The organism is Chryseolinea serpens (assembly GCF_900129725.1).
Taxonomy (GTDB): domain Bacteria; phylum Bacteroidota; class Bacteroidia; order Cytophagales; family Cyclobacteriaceae; genus Chryseolinea; species Chryseolinea serpens.
Genome location: NZ_FQWQ01000001.1, coordinates 660,047 through 681,675, shown reverse-complemented (window position 1 = coordinate 681,675; position 21,629 = coordinate 660,047). Strand labels below are relative to the sequence as shown.

Here is a 21,629-nt window from a genome sequence, read left to right as displayed (position 1 = left end):
GGGACCGTCTGATGCGTTCATAAACGGTAAAGTTGCCCTTCTAACGACCGAAAATATTTGTAGATTGCGATAATTGTCTAGTTGGTTTATGGCTATGTTTTTGTCACTGGCGCCATTTCGTGCGTTTCTTTTGTCTATTGCCTGCCTTGTTTTGATCGAGGCTCAGGCGCAACTGGACCAATCGTTCAAGCCGCTTCCTGTATACGACGGAAAAGACCTTTGGCTCGTCAAGAGCCTGAAGCAACAGTTGAAAGAGGAATTGTATTACCTCGAACCGAAGATCGAAGGCATGTCGCGCCGTTACGAATCCAATACCGGGCACCTCATCAGAATGGTCAAGGGAGGGAGGATCATAGAAGATAAGACCCTGCAAAAATTCGTCGACGATATCTTTCATGACCTGGTCGAGCACTCGAAACTTCGTGTCACGCCAAAGCGCGTGCTCATCGCGAAATTGCCGGAGGTCAATGCCATGTGTGTCGGGGAGGGCACCTTTGTGGTGACCACTGGTCTCCTGGGGCGGATCAACAACGAAAGTCAACTGGCCTTCACGTTGGCGCACGAGATTGCCCACTACGAGCTCGGGCACGTGAGAGAACGGATCCGCAAAGAAGCCAGTGAAAAGATCTCAAAAAAGGTAAAAAAGGGTCTGGTCAACGTGCTGAAAACGGACGTGGAGAAAAGCGACTTAGACACACTCCGGAACATGATGTACCAGCTTTCGCACTTCGAACGAAAGCACGAAAGGGCCGCCGACTCGCTCGGATTGATCATCCTGCAAAGGGCGGGCTTCAACACACGCGAAAGCATCGGTCTGCTTTCGATATTGGATTCGGTCGATTACACAAAAAAGAAGCTCGGGTATGCCTTGTTCAACCCATTTCAATTTGCGAAATATCCCTTCCAGGAACATTGGCTGGACGCACGGCCCAGCATGTATACCAAGCGCCCAGCGTACGTGGCCATTTTTGCAATTGACTCCATCAAGACTCACCCTGAAATTTCCAAGCGAATCGAATGGCTAGGGGCCTCTTTGGTCGACAACCACCTAGGTCTCAATAAGCGACCCGATGAAGAGGTACAGCAGCTCATTGCGCAGTGCCAATTCGAGGACTTAGACTTGCAGGTTGAATTCCATCGGCTGGACTATGCCCTGCTGATGGCCCTGCAATTGAAAGCCGATTACCCCGCCAATCAATATCTGGTGTCGACCATCGCTAAAATATTGATCGATCTTTCCGAGGACAAAGACGTGTATCAGGATCGAAAACGAGACTTGCCGGATTTTATCGGGGGCTATGGGGATGAGTTAAAGTTCGTCAATACATTTCTGCACAACCTGAAAGAGGACGAGATGCTCGAAATTGCATTCAACTTTTTGAACAGTCAGGGCAACTTCAATGCCGATAACCCTGAGCATTACTACCTGCTTTGGCGGGTTTGTGAATTAACCAATCGGAAAACGGTGCAGTTACGCGTCGAAAAGAGCTTTGAGGAACGCTTCGGCAAAGAGGGTCATTTCGATAGAGAAGAATACAGGAAATATTACATCGATATCATGAAAACGTTTTTACGACCGGGCGGGTAAAAACACCTCGGCCATCATGCATCGCGCACTCCCCCCGCCATTGCGCTCGATCGTATCGAGACTGGAATGAAGAATAGCGTTGTATTGTTCAATCGCTTCCACCTGCTCAGAAGTCAAGGCTTTATAGGCCTGCGACGACATGATCAGGAATGTATCGCCATTCGCATTGTTCACCTGGAGCATATTGCCTGCGAAATGATTCATCTGATCCAGCGTGATGGCGATGATCGCTTTGTTTGTTTTGGCGATGCAGGCGACTGTCGCCTTTCGTTCTGCGGCATCGGCGATGGAATTGAGGCAGATGATGACGTAGCGATCGGCCACGCACATCATCACGTTGGTGTGATAGATGGGGAAGCCGTTGGCGTCGGTAGCGGTAAAGGCTTGGGCCGTATACCCCAGGCGCGCGCAAAAATCATTCAACACCTTTGCATCGGTTCGCTGCGACAAACAGGCATAGGCAATTTTGTTCTCCCGGTCCAACACCATGCTTCCCGTGCCTTCCAAAAAGACGTTGCTGTTTTCGTAAGCAGAAAGGTCAATGCGATGCTTTATGCTGAAATGTTTTTCCAGTGTCTCCAGCACATGGGGCTTCCGCTCCTGGCGGCGATTGGCGGCATACATCGGGTAGAGCACAATGCTCCCATCGTCGTGAAAGGAGATCCAGTTGTTGGGGAAAATAGAATCGGGTGTGTGCGGCGCGGCCGTATCGTTCACCACCGTCACATCCACGCCTTTTTTTCGAAGCAGGGTCACAAAGTTATCGAACTCTTTCAGGGCGAGCTCCTGCGCATTGGTGTCTTTCGTGGATTGGAACGCATTGTTCACGGCCGTCTGCGCATTAAAAGCAAACTGCACGGGGCGGATCATCAATAAGTGGGAAGTCGTTTGACGGCTCATCTTCAAAGAAGGTTAGTTGATTTCATCCCGCAGCAAGGGCAGGCTCATACAATGAAAACCTCCACGCGCCCGCGACAGTTCCGCCGAAGGCATCAGGATCACTGTATCTTTCAGATCTTCCACACGCACTTTGCCGGCCTCCAGGTCGTTCAGCAGGTCGTGTACGTGAACCACGTTAAAGCCTTGCGCCGTAAAGGCTTCGGTGGTCTTGTCGTTTCGATCATATCCCAGTACAACGCCTTCTTTCAAAACCAACACGTTGCACGAATCCGTCCATTGTTCGCGAACATCATAGGGGAATTCGCTGTTGCCGGAATAAATGAATGCCGTCTTCTCCGGGCTCTTCAGGTCCACTTCGCTGATGTTGATCAGCAAGTCTTCCAGCGTCTCGAAATAGACGGGGCGTTCCAGGTCGTGGCGGTTGAACTGCACGATCTTGATCGGGTCGTCTTTTTTCTTGCTTTCCAAAATGCGTTCAACCGGGTCGGCATCTTCTTTCTTGATGCTCTTCCGCGAGAAGTTGCCCAGCATCACCCACATGTTTCGTTTCACCTGGGTGAACACGGTGTCGATGTGCATGTAGTCGCGCTTTTTGGGAATGCGCACCACCGTCACTTTGTCCACCAGTTTGCGTTCGAACATGAGGTTCACCACCTGGTGGGCGGCCTCTACCGTGGTGCGTTCGCTCACGCCCACCAGCAAATGGTTTGTGCTCACCATCATCACGTCGCCACCCTCCAGGGTCACTTTCTTGTCATCGCTTTCTTTGGGCATCAGGAAGTGGTGCGACGTGTCTTCGATCTCGATGATCTTGTTTTCGAAGGAGGCAAACAGCGGGTGGTTGAAGAAAATATATTTGGTAAGCAACGCTTCCCGTGTCCTGGCTTTTTTTGCCGGGCGGTTCAACAGGATGTGATCGTTGACCACCACGCCGATGTCGCGCGTAAATATAAAATTGGGGATGGGGGCGAAGAGCATGCGACCGTCCAGCAGCGTGCCGCTGATAAGCACTTTGGAAAGCTCCACATGATCCAGGGCAAAGAGTTTGCTTTGCGTTTCGTAGGAGCAGAACTCAATGGCGCATACCGACGCCACCAGTTTCAATTTGATGGTGTTGTCTTTCAGGATGTCGGCCAGGAGCCATTGCAGCTCGATCACTTTTTCGGAGCGGTGAAAGCCGTCGTCGTCGGGCTTGTAGAAATTCCGGTTGTTTTCGGGGGCATCGATTTGCTTGAGCTTGCCGGCGATCTTTTCGGGGTCGAGGAAGTAGAGCAGGATGCGCGTGTAGTAGTCGTATTCTTTTTTGCGGATGGTGTCCAGGTGCACGATGTCTTCAAACAACCAGTCCTGTGCTTTGGAGGGCACCACTTTCCCCAAACTGCTATCGGGACTATGCACCAAAAGCTTTCTCAGGGTTCCAATCTCGGAGGTGACGTGCATTGATTTTTTGGCCATAAAACGAATAAAGGCCCCAAGGAACAAACGCCATTTTTAATTTACAAATCCCCCCGCCACTTTCCCCAGCAATGTGGGTTTAAACCGTTTAAACCTTGATTAATTTTCCCTGCAATAAAAAGCCAGCCGAACCTTGTATGCGGTAATGATACAATCCTGCATTCAACCGCCGGGTGTCGAGCTCAAGGCGTCCCCCTTCCGGCGCGAGGGTTTCGTTCACCGACACGGCTGCACCCTGATCATTCAACAGCTCCACCCTCAGGCTATGTTGCGATGGAGGGAGGTTATCGATGATGATGCTTTTCTCAAAAGGGTTGGGGTAGATGTTCACGCCATACTGTTCATCGGCAATGCCCGTCACCGGATCGTTGCCACTGTCGCCTTCATCGGTATCGGAATGTACGAGCGTGGCATCCTGCAAGATCAACTGCACCCAGAGCGAATACATGAGCCCCGAAGGATGCAACCCATCCGGCGCTACAAGGTCAGGGTCCACCAGCCCCCTTCGGGATATTTCCGTGATGTTAAAATAGGGCACACCCAGCTTTTGCGCGATGGACTTATTCACGGCATTGAAGGCATCGATCCCCACACTGATCGTCGCCTGCTTGTCTTTCCCAAAAGGCGTATACCCATAGTCGGGAATAGAAACCACAAACACGTGCGACTTCTTCCCACCCGCCAACCGGATGGCCGTATTCAACAATTCTTCAAACTCCGGCGCATAGCTCTCCACCGTTTTTCCCTGGTAATAATTATTCACCCCGATCAGCAACGACACCAGCGTGTAGTCGGCCGTAAGCTTCGCGGCCGCGATGGCTTCTTTCAGATTGTCGGTGCGCCACCCGGTGGTGGCAATGATCTTCGGCTCCAGACAATCCAACCCCTTCAGCGTAATGGCGTCGATCAACTGGACGGGCCAGCGTTCACTGACCGGCACACTCTCGCCAATGGTATATGAATCGCCCAGGGCGAGAAATTTTACCTTTTCCGTAATGATCAGTTTCTGAGCCATAGCCGTCGAAGAAAGCAGCAGCAATATCACAATAAGTTTACGCATACTCAATGAAGCCCTCGGTGAGGATTTAATGGAATGTACGTAAAAAAGAAAGAGGATGGTTTTTGGCCATCCTCTGAATTTCTTAGATCACTATAGCTTACGCTGTTGCAGGGGCTTGCGCTTTTTTTCGACCGCGCATGTAGATCACCAATCCGGTAAACGCAACCACCAGAACAATGGGGATTACCAGGGTGGTACGGATAACTTCCGGTCCGGCCACCAACTGCGCATTGGCAAAGGCCGTTGCCTCTGTACTTCCTGCGGCGGCAGCCTGATATGCTTTGAGATCTGCACCAGAAGGAAGATTCTTGGAAATAATGTTATCATAAACACCGCCCATAAATGCCGTGTAAACCGAAACGGCAAACATACCGGCGCCCCCCATCAGGTTCATTCCCACGGCACCTGATTTCGGGATATTTTCGGAGACAAAGCCCAGCATGGTGGGCCAAAAATAACAAACCCCAATTCCAAAAAGCAATGCTGCAACGAGCAACATGTTTCCATTTACAGTACTCATCATGTAAAGTCCTAGTGCTGCCAAGGTGGCCGATGCCAACAATACACCTGCCGGCGAAAACCGGTGAACGATTGGCTCTGCAAAACCACGGCCGATCACCATGATGCCGGTAGTAATAGTAAGGAGCAACAGGGAATTACTCGTTGCCTTCGAAAGCAGCAAGCCTACCCATTGGTTGGTGAATAATTCGGTGATGGCCGTTCCAAACATACAGATGAACATGAAGATGAAGAGAGGAGTGAGGACCGCCTTATACATGTCGCCCGTGGAAACACCCGACGCTACGCGTTCGGTAACGGGGAAATCCAGTTTCAGGAAAAGGTAGCCATACGCCAGGGTAGGGAGAAACATGGTCGCCACTTGCACTTGCCATCCTAATCCCATCTTGTCGAACAGCATAACGATAAGCGTACCGATCACGATACCGCCGGGAAACCAGAGGTGGAAGTGATTCAATTTTGTGGTCTTGTTTTCGGAGTAAATGGTAGCGACCAGCGGATTACAAGCCGCTTCAACGGTTCCGTTGGCAATACCGATCAAAAGGGTGGAGATAAACAGGGACCAGTAGCCGTTCGCAAATACCGTGAGACCAATGCCCAGAAGGTGAAACAGGAAGGCAATGACGAGCAGGCGTTTCATGCCAATGATATCGACAACGAAACCGCCAATAACAACGGCAAGCGGGAATCCCCAAAAAGCAGTTGCGGCGATCGTTCCCAGTTGCTGGGCATTAAGACTGAACTCTATCCCGAGTCTGTTTAAAATACCGGCCCGTATCCCGAAAGAAAGCGATGTCACCAACAGCGACATGCAACTTGCCCAAAACAGGCTGGTGCGGTTAATATTCTTCTGTTCCATGATGAATTAAAAGGTTTAAGGTTATAGTCTAAGTGATGCGTTAAGATGCAGTTAAAAATCCTCCCTTGCAAGAGTGCAACGGATTGCAATCTACGAGAATTGGGGAAAACTTATAGTCCTTATGACTATGGGTGGGGCAAGTTTTTTTCAGGAGCCAGAATCCAGGAAGCCAATAGGGAATGCAGGAGTGGGGGTGAGTGTGGTGTGAGGACGAACAGACATTATGACCATAATTTTTTCTCTCACAGCGAGTTATAGGTCTCATGGAATTGTTCAGGCCTGATGCCCGATCAACGACAGATGTATTTTGCACTTCTCATGGCTACTGACTACTGACTACTGATTCCAACCCAAAGCCCGATCCCCTTCAGTCGCCGCCGATGTCCCAACCATCGCCGGCTGCATTTTACATTTCTCCTGGCTCCTGGATTCTGGCTCCTGACTCCTGACTCCTGAACCCTCACAACTCAAACATAAATCCCTTCTCCTTCAGGTGATTGTAGGTTCTCTTATCAAACTTATAAAGCCCTGCCGCGCGATGCGATACATCCGTCTGCTTCTCCTTACACGGCTCCAGCAGATTCATCCGCATCAGCTTGCGCCGGAAATTGGGTTTGTCCAGTTTTTTGTCCAGAATGGCTTCGTAAAGCTCTTGCAATTGTAGTAGAGTGAATTTCTTGGGGAGAAGATTAAACCCGATGGGTTCATGTCTTACTTTATGTTTAAGGTAGGCCAACCCTTCGTTGAGGATCATCTTGTGGTCATAAGGCATTTCCGGCACTTCGCTGATCTTGAACCATTGCGCATCGGCCGCGGTGAAACCGGCATGCAAGGTGTAGTTCTCGGGCTTTACCAGCGCATAGTAGGCGATGGTGATTACGCGCTTGGTGGGGTAGCGGTGCACGTCACCAAAGGCGCGCAATTGCTCCAGGTAGATGTTGGATACGCCGGTGAGGTCGTTCAGGATGCGCGTGGCGGCGCCGTCGGTGCTTTCGTTGTATTTGATCCAGCCGCCGGGAAGCGCCCATTTCCCTTTGCTGATGCCTTCGCCGTGTTGGACGAGCAGGATGTCGAGCTCACTTTTTTTAAAGCCAAAGATCAGGCAGTCAATGGACAGGGCGTCGATAATGGTATCGGGAAAGGGTAGGGTCGTCATGCGCTGTTAAGGTATAAAAATTATTTTACGGATACTTGTAGTCAAATGTACTATAAGTTATATATTTACCGCACTTTCAAACGATTGTAATTTTACAAATTATGAAGAAATACCTTTTGGGGTATGACCTGGGCAGTTCCTCCATCAAAGCGTCGCTGATCGATGCGGCCACCGGGCAATCCGTTGCCTCGGCACAATCGCCGGCCGAAGAAATGCCCATGTTGGCCGTACATGCCGGCTGGGCGGAGCAGGATCCCGAAATGTGGTGGGAACATGCACAGAAAAGCCTCCAGGCTTGCTTAAAAAAATCCGGCGCCTCTGGGGCGGACATTGCCGCCATCGGTATTTCGTATCAAATGCACGGCCTGGTCTGCGTAGACAAAGATCAAAAGGTGCTTCGCCCTTCCATCATCTGGTGCGATAGCCGTGCCGTTGACATCGGTCGCAGCGCCTTTCAAAGCCTGGGTGCAGACTATTCCTTAAAGCATTTGTTGAACTCCCCCGGGAACTTCACCGCCTCCAAACTCAAATGGGTAAAAGATAACGAACCCGCCGTCTTCGAACGCATCCACAAAGTGATGCTCCCGGGCGACTACCTCGCCATGAAACTCACCGGCGACATCGTCACCACGGCTTCCGGTCTGTCCGAAGGCATGTTTTGGGATTATGCCGCGGGAACACCGTCGGAGAAATTGCTCTCCCTCTACGGCATCCCCGCGTCGATGCTGGCCACGCAAGTGCCCACCTTTTCCATCCACGGCAAAGTGACCAAGGTCATGGCGCAGCAGCTCAGCTTGAAGGAAGGGACTCCGGTGAGCTATCGTGCTGGTGATCAGCCAAATAATGCCTTCTCCTTAAATGTTTTAAACGCCGGCGAAACGGCTGCCACGGCCGGAACATCCGGGGTCATTTACAGCGTCACCGATAAAAACGCCTACGATCCCAAGTCGCGGGTCAACACGTTCATTCACGTAAACGACAATAAACCCGTGAAAAGCAACGGGGTATTGTTGTGCATCAACGGTACGGGTATCCTCAACAGCTGGCTGCGCAAACAAGCCCGCGGGAATGGGTCGCTCTATGAATATGATCAGATCAACAAAATAGCAGCCGAGGCACCCATCGGTGCCGACGGTCTTTCGGTTCTCCCGTTTGGCAACGGCGCCGAGCGCGTATTGGAAGACAAGAACCTCGATGCCTCGTTCCATGGCCTGAACTTCAACCGTCACGGCCAATCGCACGTGTTTCGTGCCGCACAGGAGGGCATTGTGTTTGCCCTCAAGTATGGCTTTGATGTTTTACAGGGCATGGGCTTGAACACAAAAGTGATCCGCGCCGGTCATGCCAACATGTTTTTAAGTCCGCTGTTCCGCGAAACCTTTGTCAACACCATCGGTGCACCGCTGGAGCTATACGACACCGACGGTGCGAAAGGCGCCGCGCTCGGGGCAGGAGTGGGGGCCGGCGTGTTTGGCTCTTTTGAAGAAGCCTTCCGTGGCTTGAAGATCATCCGCACGGAACAACCTTCGCCGGCTTTGATGGGCCAGTATAAAAATGCCTATCAAACCTGGCTGACCCATCTGCAAAAAGCGATCGCATAAAAATTTTTCAACTGGAATATCCCAACGCTAAATACAATTACATGAAACTTACACTCGGAGACAAAGAATACTTCAAGGGCATCGGCCCGATAAAGTATGAAGGCAAGGAATCGGACAACCCTCTGGCGTTTAAATTCTATGACGCCAAGCGCAAAGTAGGCAAGAAGACCATGGAAGAACACTTCCGTTTTGCGATCGCCTACTGGCACACCTTCTGCGGCACCGGCGGCGACCCGTTCGGCCCCGGCACCAAAAACTTCGCCTGGAACCAAAGCAGCGATGCCATGCAACGCGCCTACGATAAAATGGACGCCGCCTTCGAATTCATCACCAAGATCGGCGCTCCGTTCTATTGCTTTCATGACTATGATCTGGTAGACGAAGCCCCCACGCTGGCCGAATCCGAGGAACGCATTCAAAAGATCGTTGACTACGCCAAGAAAAAACAAAAAGCGTCGGGCGTGAAATTGCTTTGGGGAACGGCTAACCTGTTCTCACACCCGCGCTACATGAACGGCGCGTCCACCAACCCCGACTTCAATGTGGTATGTTGGGCCGGCGCACAAGTGAAGAACGCCCTCGATGCCACCATCGAATTGAGCGGATCGAACTATGTGTTCTGGGGCGGTCGCGAAGGCTACATGTCGTTGCTGAACACCGACATGAAACGCGAACAGGAACACCTGGCGCGCTTCCTCCATGCATCGAAAGACTATGCCCGCGCACAAGGCTTCAAAGGCACGTTCCTCATCGAACCCAAGCCGATGGAACCCACCAAACACCAATACGATTTTGACGCCGCCACCTGTCTCGCTTTCCTCCGCGAATTCGAGTTGATGGACGACTTCAAACTCAACATCGAAGTGAACCACGCCACGCTGGCACAACACACCTTCGATCACGAACTCCAGGTAGCGGCCAACGCCGGCGTACTCGGAAGCATCGACGCCAACCGCGGTGACAACCAAAATGGCTGGGACACCGACCAGTTCCCCAACAGCCTTTATGAGCTGACCGAAGCCATGCTCGTGATCCTGCAAGCCGGCGGCTTCAAGAACGGCGGCGTGAACTTCGACGCCAAGACCCGCAGAAACTCCACCGACAAGGCCGATGTTTTCTATGCCCACATTGGCGGCATGGACTCTTTTGCCCGCGGCCTTATCACCGCCCAGGCCATCCTCGACAACGGCGAATACACCAACCTGCGCAAAGCCCGCTATGCGTCTTTCGACGCCGGAAAAGGCAAATCGTTTGAGCAAGGCAAGGTGGGATTGGAAGAGTTGAGAAAACTTGCCCTCAAGAACGGCGAACCCGAACAGATCAGTGGCAAACAGGAATACTATGAGAACTTGTTGAACAAGTTCGTTTAGTGTTGTAACCGATAAAATACGCTAAAGGTCATTCAGCGCGCAACGCGTTTGAATGACCTTTGTTTTTGATGGCTGCGCCGCGCCAATGCATTTTGTTCTGTACCTTGCCGCAAAGTTATCGACCTATGAAAACACTTCTTTCCCTGTTCCTCACGGCTTGTTCCATCGTCCTCTTCGCACAGGGCAACACGTCATATGGCAATTTTAAATTGGCCGACCAGGAGATCCTCTATCAAAAAGTATTTGCCCAGGATTCCATCACGGCCGCCAAGCTCACCGAATTCTACAAAGCCCAACCCTTCGTAGCCAACCTCCAAACCACCGCCGACGAAGTAACCTTCGACATGAACGACATCATCGTTGACTATAAGAAATTCCAATTCACCCAAGTGGCCACCCCGCCGATCATTCAGACCGGTAAGTACAGCGGCAAAGTTACCGTGGGCGTAAAAGACGGAAAATACCGCGTCACCGTCCGCTCCATCCAACTCACCGGCGACATTGGCTACAAAAAGATCACCGCCAAAGACAACCTCACCAACTACGCCGCCAAAAACAACGGCACCATCATGAACCAGGAATGGTGCAAGCCGAACACCCTGGGTCTTCTCGACAAATCGTTCACGGACAAGTTGCAGTACGTGGAGAAAGGAAAGAAGAAAGACGGTGATGACTGGTAATGAGAATCAGGCAAAAAACTTACCTCCCTTTTTAACTCCGAAGGAGTTTCCTACCATAGCCCCCGGTGAAACCGGGGGTAGCGATTCATGGCGTTTTAACCCCGGAGGGGTTACCTGTAGCTGCGGGTCCTACTATGAATAAACCTGCGGCTCTTCATACTGTTGTCCATTTAATGATGCATCGACGGCCCCCTCGGAAACCTCGGGCCGGGCTATCCACTACAAGTCCGACCACGCACAGGCCCACGCACTCCGGGCTTTCCGTTTCTATCCCTGGCCGGGTAGCCGTCAAACATTCTCCTAACCATCATTGCCTTCGCAAGGGAACATTCCTGACTCTGAAGAAGTCGCATTTCATTTAATTTCTGAAAATGAAATGCGTCGTGATGTTATGAGACAGCCATTAATTTCAGAAAGGGAAAGAGTACGTTTCACATTTTGAATACATATCGAATTGATATTACGGCCCCGAAGGGTAACCCCTCCGGGGTTGAATGCTGCCGTTTTCGTTACCCCGGGTTTCACCCGGGTCTATGATCGGAAATCCCTACGGGATTTAAATCCATTGAGGCGGGCTGAATGTTATTGGGAATCGGTGGTGGATGGCGTCGGCCATCAAAACTTGAATCAATCCGCGAACATCGATTTCACGATCGTCTATTGCGGCTCGCCTGAATATTACGGCATGTGCAGTTTATGAGGATCCCGGCTTTAGCCTACGTCAAGAAAGGAAAGACGTGCGACGTGTCACAGGAAAATTCAGATGAATCTTCGCACTAACGGTCACGAGCCTCGCCTTTGAATCAGATGTGACGCTGCGTGATGCGGCGTGTTAACTCGTGGGGAATGCATTGGCCGCGGCCTGACTACGTGATCCAATGCAACGTCTTCGGCTCCACCGGGTTCACGAAAGGGGTTTTGTTCTGCTGCGACAGATCCCATTGGCGTTTCAGTTCGTGATACCAGCGCGCTTGCAAGTCGGGTTCGCCGAGGAGCATTAGGGTGGGCTTTGATTTCAGGCCTTCGCTGAGTTTTCCGAAAACGCCCAGGTCCTGGTGAATGAACTGCTTGCCCAATTGGCGCAGCGGCCACCAGACATATTTCACAAAGCCGATGGTCGTGTAAAAGATGTGATTGAGTTCGGTCTCGTTCTCGTTGATGGGGGTGAGGCAGGTGATCGAAACGATCTCGTCCTTGCCCACCTGGATATGCTCTGTACGAATGCCGGGTAATTGAAAGTTGATCTCCGTTGATCGGCTCCCCCCCAGGATCGAGTATCCTTTTGAATTCGACGACGGCGTGTGCCGCGTCATCTTGAAACCCAGGTCGACGGGCTCGAATTTCTTTTCCTTCAGCTTCAACTTCTTGGATGAACGCCAGTACCAGGATTGGTGCACAAACGTCACGTGCGCGGGGTCGATGAGTCCGATCACGGAGTGGTCGATGTCGGCGGGCATGGTCACTTTCTCCACGAAGAGAAAATCCTTTCCCTGGGGCACAAGCAAGTCGGGGATCCTTTCTTCGGCGCCGCCCAGTTGTGTTTTGTTCTGGGGCATGTAGATCCAGACGGTGCCGTTGATCTCGCGGCAGGGATATTTGAAGACCTTGATCTTGCTGGTGTCGAATTTATCGTCGGCCAGGGCGGGGATGCCGGTGCAGGTGCCGGTGTTGTCGAACTTCCAGCCGTGGTAGCAGCATTGGAGGGTTTTGCCATCGTACCATCCCTTGGAGAGTGGCACACCGCGGTGGGGACAATTGTCGCGTAGGGCGAAGGGGATGTTGTTCTCGTCTCTTCCAAAGACCACGCGTTCTCCGAGGATTTCCTTTGCCACGAGTTTGCCTTGCTTCAGAAATGAACCATGCATGGCGAAATACCAGAGATTTTTGAGAAAGAGCGATTCAGTCATGAAAAAAAGTTAGGCAATGGTGTCAAAGAAAGGATTTAACAACTAGTTTGCCAAACCCAACCTATGAATAAATCATTAGAAAATATATGGGCCGTCAACCCAACCCGCAATCGATTTCTGTAAATTTTATGCTTTATTTTTAGACATTTAATCCCTTACTTGAACCAAAACATTCTAACCTAATGAAAAGAAAATTACGCATGGGCATGGTAGGTGGCGGACTTACCTCTTTTATTGGCCCCGTTCATCGTAAAGCCGCCGGTATCGATGGAGAAATTGAATTGGTATGCGGTGCTTTCAGCGTGGTCCCCGGCGAGTCGAAACAGACCGGCGAAGCGCTTTATCTCAACCCGAAACGGGTCTATGAAACCTACCAGGAGATGTTCGAGATCGAGAAGAACATGCCTCCCGACCAACGCATCGACTTTGTGTCGGTTGTAACTCCCAACCACGTGCACTTCGGCCCCTCGAAGATGGCCCTGGAAAGCGGCTTCCACGTGATCGTTGAAAAACCCATCGCTTTCTCCCTCGAAGAAGCAAAGACCTTACAAAAAGTAGTTGCAAAAACAGGCCTCATCCTCGGCCTCACCCATACCTACACCGGCTATCCCCTGGTGAAAGAAGCCCGCAACATGGTTTCTTCTGGCAAGCTGGGCAAGATCAGAAAAGTATTTGTTGAATATCCCCAAGGTTGGCTCTCCACCTTGTTGGAAGGCACCGGCAACATGCAGGCGTCGTGGAGAACCGACCCCAAGCAATCGGGCATGGGCGGTGCGATCGGCGACATCGGCACGCACGCTGCGAACCTGGCCGAATACATCACCGGCTCCAACATCACCGAAGTATGCGCCATGTTGAATGCCGTCGTGAAAGGCCGCAAGCTGGACGACGACGCTTCCATGTTGATAAAATTTGATAACGGTGCCACCGGTGTGCTCATGGCCACCCAGGTTGCCGCAGGCGAAGAAAACAACCTCAACATCCGCGTTTACGGTGAAAAGGGCGGCCTGGAATGGAAACAGGAAGACCCCAACACCATGATCGTGAAATGGCTGGACCGCCCCAAGGAGATCATCCGTGCCGGCCAGAAATATCTGTCCGACGATGCAAAGGCCTTCACCCGCACGCCGGCAGGTCACCCCGAAGGCTACCTCGAAGCTTTCGCCAACATCTACCGCGCCTTTGGCCGTGCCGTGCGCGACTATAAGCCAGGCAAGAAGATCAACGCAGCCAAATACGACTTCCCCGATGTGGAAGACGGCGTACGCGGCATGAACTTCGTGCAAACGGCTGTGAAGTCCGGCAACTCCACCCGCAAGTGGACCAAGCTGAAATAACGGTAATGATGTTTAACCCAATGTCTCCAGCGATTTAATGAAAACGATAAAAGGACCGGCCATTTTTCTGGCGCAGTTCATGGGCGATCAGGCTCCATTCGACAATCTGAAAACGATTTGCAAGTGGGTAGCTTCCCTCGGTTATAAAGGCGTGCAGATCCCCACCTGGGACAGCCGCTGCATCGACCTCCAGAAAGCTGCCGAGAGCAAGGACTATTGCGATGAGATCAAAGGCATCGTAGAATCCTGTGGCCTGCAGATCACCGAACTTTCCACACACTTGCAGGGCCAATTGGTGGCCGTACACCCTGCCTACAACGACATGTTCGACGGCTTTGCGCCGAAGGCGTTGCACGGCAAACCCGCCGAGCGCACCGCCTGGGCCGTAGAGCAGTTGAAGTATGCCGCCAAGGCCAGCAAAAACCTCGGCCTCAATGCGCACGCCTCTTTTTCGGGCGCCCTCATGTGGCACACGGTTTATCCCTGGCCCCAGCGTCCCGCAGGACTTGTAGACGACGGCTTCAAGGAACTGGCCAAACGTTGGCTTCCCATTCTGAACGCCTTCGATAAGGCTGGTGTGGATGTTTGCTATGAACTCCACCCGGGCGAAGACCTGCACGATGGCATCACCTTCGAACGCTTCTACGAGGCTACCGGAAAGCATGCGCGTTGCAACATCTTGTATGACCCCAGCCATTTTGTGCTGCAGCAATTGGATTACTTGCAATTCATTGATTTCTACCACACCTTCATCAAGATGTTCCACGTGAAGGATGCCGAGTTCAACCCCACGGGAAAGAGCGGTGTCTATGGAGGCTACCAGGACTGGGTGAACCGCCCGGGACGTTTCCGCTCGCTGGGCGATGGACAGGTGGATTTCAAAACGATATTCTCCAAGCTCACGCAATACGACTACGCCGGCTGGGCTGTGCTGGAGTGGGAGTGTGCCATCAAGCACCCCGAACAGGGCGCTGCCGAAGGTGCACCGTTCATCCAGAACCACATCATCCGTGTCACGGAAAGAGCATTCGACGACTTTGCTGCGACCGGCAAAGACGCCAAATTCAATAAGAAAGTGTTGGGTATTTAGACCCGGGAAGATTTACTGACAGACTATTTAAATTTTTTAATTCGAACAACACATGAAAAAAGCATTTTTAGTACTCGCGCTGGTAGGTGTAGCAACATGGTCCCTGACATCGTGCGGCGGATCCAAGAAAGAAGCGGCCACGGAAGAAACCGAAGAAGGCTACGACGACAAGGATGTGGCTGCAGAAGCTGCCGAGCCCAAAGCCGAATCGGCCGATGATCTGATCAAACAAGGTCAGGCCCTGGTAGACGCCAGCGACTGCAAAACCTGCCATCACCCCACCAACAAGATCGTAGGACCTTCCCACACCGACGTGGCTAAGAAATACGAATTCACCAAAGCCAACGTCGGCATGCTGGCCGACAAGATCCGCAACGGCGGCAGCGGCAACTGGGGAGAAATACCCATGTCGCCTCACCCTGATTTGTCGAAGGGCGACGCCGAGAAGATGGCCATGTACGTCCTCTCGCTCGATGGCGAAAAACCGAAAGATTAACACATTCATAAAACCGTCAGTGCCCACAGGGACTGACGGTTTTCATTTCTTTGAAAAACGTTCTACAACCACAACCACTATCATGAAAAAAATCTACTCGACGTCGCTGCTCTGGTGTGCCCTGATTTGTTTAGTCTCTACCGTGAACGCGCAAAACAACACCTTGACGGCACAGGAAAAGAAAGACGGATGGAAACTCCTTTTCGATGGAAAGACCACAGCCGGCTGGCATAACTACAACAAGAAAGGCATCGGCGCAGGCTGGAAAGTAGCCGATGGCGCGCTGTACCTCGACGCCTCCACCAAGGAAGGCCGCGGCGACATCGTGACCGACAAAACCTACCAGGACTATGAACTTGTCCTGGAGTGGAAGATCGACTCCTGCGGCAACAGCGGCCTCATGTTCAACGTGGTGGAAGACCCCGCCTCGAGCGCACCCTACCACAGCGGCCCCGAAATGCAAATCCTCGACAACGACTGTCACCCCGACGGCAAAATACACAAACACCGCACCGGCGACCTGTACGACCTCATCGCATCGTCGTCGGAACCGGTAAAACACGGCGACTGGAACCAGTTCCGCATTGTTTCAAAAAATGCACACATGGAATTCTATGTCAATGGCGTGAAGGTGGTGGAGTTCACCATGCACACCCCGGAGTGGGACCAATTGGTGGCCGGCAGCAAGTTCAAGGCCTGGCCCGTGTTTGGTAAATCGGTGAAAGGCAGCATTGCCCTGCAGGACCATGGCAACAAAGTTTGGTTCCGCAACCTCAAGATCCGCGAACTGAAGTAACATCTCAAACAACATATTAAGGCCAGCGACAACCGGAGAGACCCACGTTCTGTCTATGCGCCGAAACCTATACCCTTTTATGACAATGCATAAACTGAATTCATTTCTATCGATCGTGGTACTGTTTTGCCTCATCCTCTCCTGTGGCGAAAAGACGGTACCGGGCGTGCTGGTCTTTTCGAAAACAAAAGGCTACCGTCACGAATCGATCGATACCGCTAAACTGGTGTTGATGGCGCTGGGCAAGACCAATGGTTTTGCGGTTGACACCACCGAAGATGCATCCCTTTTTAATGAAGAAAACCTCAAACGTTACCGGGCCGTCATCTTCCTCAGCACAACACAAGATGTGCTCGATCCCGTGCAACAGGCCGACTTCAAACGCTTCATCGAAGCGGGTGGGGGCTATGTGGGGATCCACGCTGCCGCGGACACCGAATACGAGTGGCCCTGGTATGGCAAACTGGTGGGTGCCTATTTCAAAAGCCACCCTAAACAACAGGAGGCCATGTTCCGCAAGGTCACACCGTTTGGCCCTCACCCCAACACGCTCCCCAACGAATGGAAGCGCTGGGACGAACTCTACAACTACAAACATTTCTCGCCCGACATCAACGTGATCTACACGCTGGACGAAAGCACCTATGAAGGGGGCGAGAATGGCGATAACCATCCCATCGCCTGGTATCACGACTTTGAAGGCGGCCGCTCGTTCTACACCGGCATGGGCCACACCAAACAGAGCTATGCTGACTCCCTGTTCCAGGATCACCTGCTCACGGGCATACACTATGCGATAGGCGATAAGCCCCTGGACTACTCCAAGGCAAAAACCATCCGCGCCGTGGAAGAAAACCGCTTCAAGAAAACCGTCCTGGATTTCAACCTCGACGAGCCCACGGAAATGACCGTGCTGCCCGATGGCAAGATCATCTTCATCGAACGCAAAGGTGAAGTGATGCTGTACACCCCGGCCGACGGAAAGATCAAAGAGGTGAACAAGTTCAACGTCTGGACCAAATCGGAAGACGGCATGATCGGCCTGGCCGCCGACCCCAACTTTGCCAAAAATCATTGGATCTACATTTTCTACTCGCATCCCGACAAATCCGTGAACGTGCTTTCGCGTTTTGTTTTCCAGGATGACAAAGTGGACATGGCCTCCGAAAAACAATTGCTGGAAGTAGGCACGCAACGCGAAACCTGCTGTCACACCGGCGGCTCACTGATGTTCGATCCCCACGGAAACCTCTTCATTTCTACGGGCGACAACAGCAGCCCCTTCGAATCGGACGGCTTCAGTCCTTCCGACGAGCGTGCTGGACGTGCTCCGTTTGATGCGCAGAAATCTTCGGCCAACACCAACGACCTCCGCGGCAAGATCCTTCGCATCCACCCGGAAGACGATGGCACCTACACCATTCCCGAAGGAAACCTCTTTGCAAAAGGCGTGGAAAAAACCCGTCCCGAGATCTATGTGATGGGATGCCGCAACCCATATCGCATTTCCATGGATAGCAAAACCGGTTTCCTCTATTGGGGAGAAGTAGGCCCCGATGCCGGCAAGGACGATTCGCTCCGTGGACCGCGGGGTTATGATGAATTGAACCAGGCAAAAAAGGCCGGCTTCTTTGGATGGCCTTATTTTGTGGGCAACAATTTCCCCTATGCGAAGTATGACTTCGCAGCAAAGAAAGTAGGAGTGAAGTGGAATCCGGAGTCACCTATAAACGAGTCGCCCAACAACACGGGTAAGCGCGAGCTGCCGGCCGTGAGCCCTCCCTTTATCTGGTATCCTTATGTGAAGTCCGACGACTTTCCCATGTTGAAGGAAGGTGGCCGCAACGCGATGGCGGGACCGGTTTACTACAGCGAAAACTACAAAGGCGTGCCCACAGCATTTCCCAACTACTTCGACGGCAAGCTGCTCATGTACGACTGGATCCGCAACTGGATGTTCCTCGTGTCGATGAACGACCAGGGTGCCATCATGGACATGGAGCCGTTCATGCCCAACACCAAATTCAACAACATCATCGACATGTCCTACGGCCCCGACGGCAAACTGTACATGATCGAATATGGCACCGCCTGGTTCAAACAAAACCTGGATGCCCGCCTGGTGCGCATCGACTATAACGGTGGCAACCGGCCGCCGGTGGCCATGCTGAGCGCCGACAAGCTCTCGACCGGTTTCCCCGCGACCGTGAAGCTTTCTGCTGAAGGCACAAACGATCCGGATGGCGACAAGATCACCTACCAATTGGAAGCCGAAGGGAAGACCTTGACCTCTGCCGATGGCAAGTTCACCGTCGACTTCAAGAACCCCGGCGTTCAAAACGTAAAGCTCACCGTGAAGGACGACAAAGGCGGCGAGGCCGATGCCCAATTGAAGCTGACGATCGGCAACGAACCACCCGTGGTGACCGCTGAGATCGTCTCCGGAAACAAATCGTTCTACTTCCCGGGCACACCGGTCAAATACACCGTGAGCGTAAGCGACAAGGAAGACGGCTCCACCACCGACGGCAAGATCAAACCCGAAGACGTGACCGTGACCTTCGACTACCTGAAAGGATTTGACATGACGGCCATCGCGCAAGGCCACCAAATGCCAACCGCCGAGTTGCCGGGCAAAGTCCTCATCGAGAAGAGTGACTGCAAGTCGTGTCACATCATCGACCAGAAATCGGCCGGCCCCAGCTACAAGATGGTGGCGGAGAAATACAAGGGCGATGAAAAAGCAGTAGGCCTTTTGGCAGCCAAAGTGATCAAAGGCGGTGCCGGCGTATGGGGCACCACCGAGATGGCCGCCCACCCGCAAGTGAGCGTGGACGATGCCAAGAAAATGGTGGAATACGTCCTGTCGCTCAGCGAATCGAAAGTGGTGAAGAAACTCCCGCTTTCCGGCTCGGCCACCCCGGGCAAAGAGGAAGACGGCGCTTACATTTTGACGGCAACCTACTTTGACAAGGGGGCGGATAAAGTGCCGGCCCTGGCAGGTACCACCGCCATTGCGTTGCGCAGCCCCGTGTTGGGCGCTGAGCAGATGGACGACCTGAACATCGTGAGCAAGGTGAAAAGCGATAGGGGCACAGCCCTGCAGAATGTGCTGAACAACGCGCACGGAGCCTTCAAAAACGTGGACCTCACCGGCGTGAAGAAAGCCACATTGCTCACCTTCATCATGGCCGGGCAGAACACCGGTGGCGACATCGAGATCCACCTCGACAAGCCCGATGGTCAACTGTTGGGCAAAGCCACGGTGACGGCCCCCGCATTGGTGAAAACCCCGGTGAAGCTGGCGCCGGTGAGCGGCAACCACGATCTTTACATCGTGTTCAAACGTCCGAAGGGAGACAAACCCATGTTCTATTTTGGAGGTGTCGCGCTGGACAACAAGTGAAACCTAGACTAACCTAACTATACCTACAACCATGAAAAGAAGAGAATTTGTGCAAACTGCATCGTTCGCTGCGGTCGGTTTGCTTTCCCTGCCTTCGTTCCTGGCGGCCGGCAAGGCCACCAAGAACATCGGTCTGCAACTCTATACCTTGCGTGATGTCATCGGACAAGATCCGAAAGGCGTGTTGACGAAAGTGGCTGCCTATGGCTACAAGGACCTGGAAGCCTACAGCTACAAAGACGGCAAGATCTTCGGCATGGACTATGCCGAGTTCAACAAATTCGTGAACGGCCTGGGCATGCGCGTAACCAGTGGTCACTATGGCCTCGACCAGATCAAGGGCGACACCTGGCAGAAAGCCGTGGACGACGCTAAGAAGAACGGCCAGGAGTTCATGGTCATGCCCTATATCAAGGAACCCGATCGCCAAACGATCGACGCCTACAAAACCATCTGCGCAGACCTGAACAAGGCTGGCGAGGTGTGTACCAATGCCGGCTTGCGCTTCCAGTATCACAACCACGCTTTCGAATTCCAGCCCATCGAAGGACAGGTGCCCTACGATGTGATGCTCAAAGAACTCGATCCCAAAAAAGTGGGCATGGAGCTCGATCTGTTCTGGACGATCAATGCAGGTCAGGATCCGCTGGCGCTTTTTGCCAAACATCCCGGGCTCTTCGAACAATGGCATGTGAAAGACATGACCAAAACCGATCGCAATAAAAACGCCAACGTCGGCACCGGCTCCATCGACTTCAAGCTCATCTTCGCCCAGGCCAAACAGGCCGGTCTGAAACGGTGGTATGTCGAGCACGATACCTTCCCGGGCACATCCTCGCTCGAAAGCGCCGAGGCCGATGCGAAATATCTGAAGACCATTATTTGATTTTTGTTTTTTGTTTTGTTTTGTTTACAGGTGAATACAAGGTGTCGGGCACATGTCCGACACCTTGCTTTTACAGGTACCGTAAAATTTTTCATCCATGCGCATTTTGAATTTTTTGTTGGCCATCATGTTTGTGGTCTTTGCTTTTCTGCAACTCAACGATCCCGACCCCGTGATCTGGATCCTCATCTACGGCGCCATGGCCGTGTTGAGTGTCATGGCTATTTTTGAATTCTATCCCGTCAAATTTATCATCGGCCTCGGCATCGTGTACATCGCCTATTCCGTAGTCTATATCCCGGGCGTGATGGAGTGGCTGCGACAAGACGACCGGTCGGCGCTGTTTGACGACGTGGCAAAAATGGAGCACCTCTACATCGAGGAATCGCGCGAGTTCCTGGGGCTCATGATCTGTGTGGCCGTGTTGATCTTTTACTGGATGCGCGCCAAAAAATTCTCCAAACGATAAATACCTTCACCGGAAGCGGGAACAAACGATTTCCGGTAAGACAGCATACAAAGC

Annotated in this window: 17 protein-coding genes; 11 read left to right on the top strand and 6 right to left on the bottom strand. The window is 52.4% G+C overall.

What is annotated here, in order from left to right; genetic code table 11:
* Positions 1-88 precede the first annotated feature (88 nt).
* Positions 89-1,588: a M48 family metallopeptidase gene (locus BUB30_RS02670; RefSeq protein WP_073130827.1), complete on the top strand. Its 1,500-nt coding sequence runs from the start codon at positions 89-91 to the stop codon at positions 1,586-1,588.
* Here the strand turns inward: BUB30_RS02670 and ctlX are convergent.
* The 5 genes from ctlX to BUB30_RS02645 form a co-directional block, all read right to left on the bottom strand.
* Positions 1,571-2,488 (bottom strand): citrulline utilization hydrolase CtlX, encoded by a 918-nt coding sequence (gene ctlX, locus BUB30_RS02665; protein WP_073130826.1) that lies wholly within the window; start codon positions 2,486-2,488, stop codon positions 1,571-1,573. The two genes, BUB30_RS02670 and ctlX, sit on opposite strands and share 18 nt — an antisense overlap.
* A gap of 12 nt (positions 2,489-2,500) precedes the next feature.
* Positions 2,501-3,943, bottom strand: coding sequence for an arginine deiminase family protein (locus BUB30_RS02660; RefSeq protein ID WP_073130824.1), 1,443 nt, complete (start codon positions 3,941-3,943; stop codon positions 2,501-2,503).
* 88 nt (positions 3,944-4,031) lie between these two features.
* Positions 4,032-5,003: a GDSL-type esterase/lipase family protein gene (locus BUB30_RS02655; protein WP_073130821.1), complete on the bottom strand. Its 972-nt coding sequence runs from the start codon at positions 5,001-5,003 to the stop codon at positions 4,032-4,034.
* A gap of 97 nt (positions 5,004-5,100) precedes the next feature.
* Positions 5,101-6,381 carry an MFS transporter gene (locus BUB30_RS02650; RefSeq protein WP_073130818.1) on the bottom strand — a complete coding sequence of 427 codons (1,281 nt, stop codon included), beginning with the start codon at positions 6,379-6,381 and terminating at the stop codon, positions 5,101-5,103.
* 460 nt (positions 6,382-6,841) lie between these two features.
* Complete coding sequence (locus BUB30_RS02645; RefSeq protein ID WP_073130817.1) at positions 6,842-7,537, bottom strand: NUDIX hydrolase; 696 nt, start codon at positions 7,535-7,537, stop codon at positions 6,842-6,844.
* Between the two features lie 101 nt (positions 7,538-7,638).
* Between BUB30_RS02645 and BUB30_RS02640 the strand changes: the two genes are divergently transcribed.
* The 3 genes from BUB30_RS02640 (at position 7,639) to BUB30_RS02630 (ending at position 11,188) form a co-directional block, all read left to right on the top strand.
* The gene (locus BUB30_RS02640) at positions 7,639-9,138 is read left to right on the top strand and encodes a xylulokinase (RefSeq protein ID WP_073130815.1); all 1,500 of its coding nucleotides are present in this window, start codon (positions 7,639-7,641) and stop codon (positions 9,136-9,138) included.
* A gap of 41 nt (positions 9,139-9,179) precedes the next feature.
* Positions 9,180-10,508, top strand: a complete 1,329-nt coding sequence (gene xylA, locus BUB30_RS02635; protein ID WP_073130812.1) for a xylose isomerase — start codon at positions 9,180-9,182, stop codon at positions 10,506-10,508.
* A 125-nt stretch (positions 10,509-10,633) separates the two neighbouring features.
* A complete protein-coding gene (locus BUB30_RS02630; protein WP_073130810.1) occupies positions 10,634-11,188 on the top strand; it encodes a hypothetical protein in 555 nt (184 codons plus the stop codon).
* An 866-nt stretch (positions 11,189-12,054) separates the two neighbouring features.
* On the opposite strand, the gene BUB30_RS02625 is transcribed toward BUB30_RS02630, so the two are convergent.
* The gene (locus tag BUB30_RS02625; protein ID WP_073130808.1) at positions 12,055-13,095 is read right to left on the bottom strand and encodes an aromatic ring-hydroxylating oxygenase subunit alpha; all 1,041 of its coding nucleotides are present in this window, start codon (positions 13,093-13,095) and stop codon (positions 12,055-12,057) included.
* Between the two features lie 182 nt (positions 13,096-13,277).
* Between BUB30_RS02625 and BUB30_RS02620 the strand changes: the two genes are divergently transcribed.
* From BUB30_RS02620 to BUB30_RS02590, 7 genes are all read left to right on the top strand, one after another.
* Complete coding sequence (locus BUB30_RS02620; RefSeq protein ID WP_073130807.1) at positions 13,278-14,432, top strand: Gfo/Idh/MocA family protein; 1,155 nt, start codon at positions 13,278-13,280, stop codon at positions 14,430-14,432.
* A gap of 37 nt (positions 14,433-14,469) precedes the next feature.
* Positions 14,470-15,522, top strand: coding sequence for a sugar phosphate isomerase/epimerase family protein (locus tag BUB30_RS02615; RefSeq protein WP_073130805.1), 1,053 nt, complete (start codon positions 14,470-14,472; stop codon positions 15,520-15,522).
* Positions 15,523-15,574: 52 nt separating this feature from the next.
* Positions 15,575-16,018, top strand: a complete 444-nt coding sequence (locus BUB30_RS02610) for a c-type cytochrome (RefSeq protein ID WP_073130803.1) — start codon at positions 15,575-15,577, stop codon at positions 16,016-16,018.
* Between the two features lie 82 nt (positions 16,019-16,100).
* On the top strand, positions 16,101-16,814 hold the full coding sequence (locus BUB30_RS02605) for a 3-keto-disaccharide hydrolase (protein ID WP_073130801.1): 714 nt from the start codon (positions 16,101-16,103) through the stop codon (positions 16,812-16,814).
* Positions 16,815-16,893: 79 nt separating this feature from the next.
* Positions 16,894-20,220, top strand: a complete 3,327-nt coding sequence (locus BUB30_RS02600; RefSeq protein WP_178377001.1) for a ThuA domain-containing protein — start codon at positions 16,894-16,896, stop codon at positions 20,218-20,220.
* Positions 20,221-20,251: 31 nt separating this feature from the next.
* Complete coding sequence (locus tag BUB30_RS02595; protein ID WP_073130797.1) at positions 20,252-21,106, top strand: sugar phosphate isomerase/epimerase family protein; 855 nt, start codon at positions 20,252-20,254, stop codon at positions 21,104-21,106.
* A 97-nt stretch (positions 21,107-21,203) separates the two neighbouring features.
* Positions 21,204-21,575: a transmembrane 220 family protein gene (locus tag BUB30_RS02590; protein WP_073130795.1), complete on the top strand. Its 372-nt coding sequence runs from the start codon at positions 21,204-21,206 to the stop codon at positions 21,573-21,575.
* Positions 21,576-21,629 lie beyond the last annotated feature (54 nt).

Coding starts and splice junctions, on each gene's coding strand:
- BUB30_RS02590 (WP_073130795.1), top strand. CDS start 21,204: ATGCGCATTTTGAATTTTTTGTTGGCCATCATGTTTGTGGTCTTTGCT.
- BUB30_RS02645 (WP_073130817.1), bottom strand. CDS start 7,537: ATGACGACCCTACCCTTTCCCGATACCATTATCGACGCCCTGTCCATT.
- BUB30_RS02610 (WP_073130803.1), top strand. CDS start 15,575: ATGAAAAAAGCATTTTTAGTACTCGCGCTGGTAGGTGTAGCAACATGG.
- BUB30_RS02670 (WP_073130827.1), top strand. CDS start 89: ATGGCTATGTTTTTGTCACTGGCGCCATTTCGTGCGTTTCTTTTGTCT.
- BUB30_RS02640 (WP_073130815.1), top strand. CDS start 7,639: ATGAAGAAATACCTTTTGGGGTATGACCTGGGCAGTTCCTCCATCAAA.
- BUB30_RS02620 (WP_073130807.1), top strand. CDS start 13,278: ATGAAAAGAAAATTACGCATGGGCATGGTAGGTGGCGGACTTACCTCT.
- BUB30_RS02595 (WP_073130797.1), top strand. CDS start 20,252: ATGAAAAGAAGAGAATTTGTGCAAACTGCATCGTTCGCTGCGGTCGGT.
- BUB30_RS02605 (WP_073130801.1), top strand. CDS start 16,101: ATGAAAAAAATCTACTCGACGTCGCTGCTCTGGTGTGCCCTGATTTGT.
- BUB30_RS02650 (WP_073130818.1), bottom strand. CDS start 6,381: ATGGAACAGAAGAATATTAACCGCACCAGCCTGTTTTGGGCAAGTTGC.
- BUB30_RS02625 (WP_073130808.1), bottom strand. CDS start 13,095: ATGACTGAATCGCTCTTTCTCAAAAATCTCTGGTATTTCGCCATGCAT.
- BUB30_RS02630 (WP_073130810.1), top strand. CDS start 10,634: ATGAAAACACTTCTTTCCCTGTTCCTCACGGCTTGTTCCATCGTCCTC.
- BUB30_RS02660 (WP_073130824.1), bottom strand. CDS start 3,943: ATGGCCAAAAAATCAATGCACGTCACCTCCGAGATTGGAACCCTGAGA.
- xylA (WP_073130812.1), top strand. CDS start 9,180: ATGAAACTTACACTCGGAGACAAAGAATACTTCAAGGGCATCGGCCCG.
- BUB30_RS02615 (WP_073130805.1), top strand. CDS start 14,470: ATGAAAACGATAAAAGGACCGGCCATTTTTCTGGCGCAGTTCATGGGC.
- ctlX (WP_073130826.1), bottom strand. CDS start 2,488: ATGAGCCGTCAAACGACTTCCCACTTATTGATGATCCGCCCCGTGCAG.
- BUB30_RS02600 (WP_178377001.1), top strand. CDS start 16,894: ATGACAATGCATAAACTGAATTCATTTCTATCGATCGTGGTACTGTTT.
- BUB30_RS02655 (WP_073130821.1), bottom strand. CDS start 5,003: ATGCGTAAACTTATTGTGATATTGCTGCTGCTTTCTTCGACGGCTATG.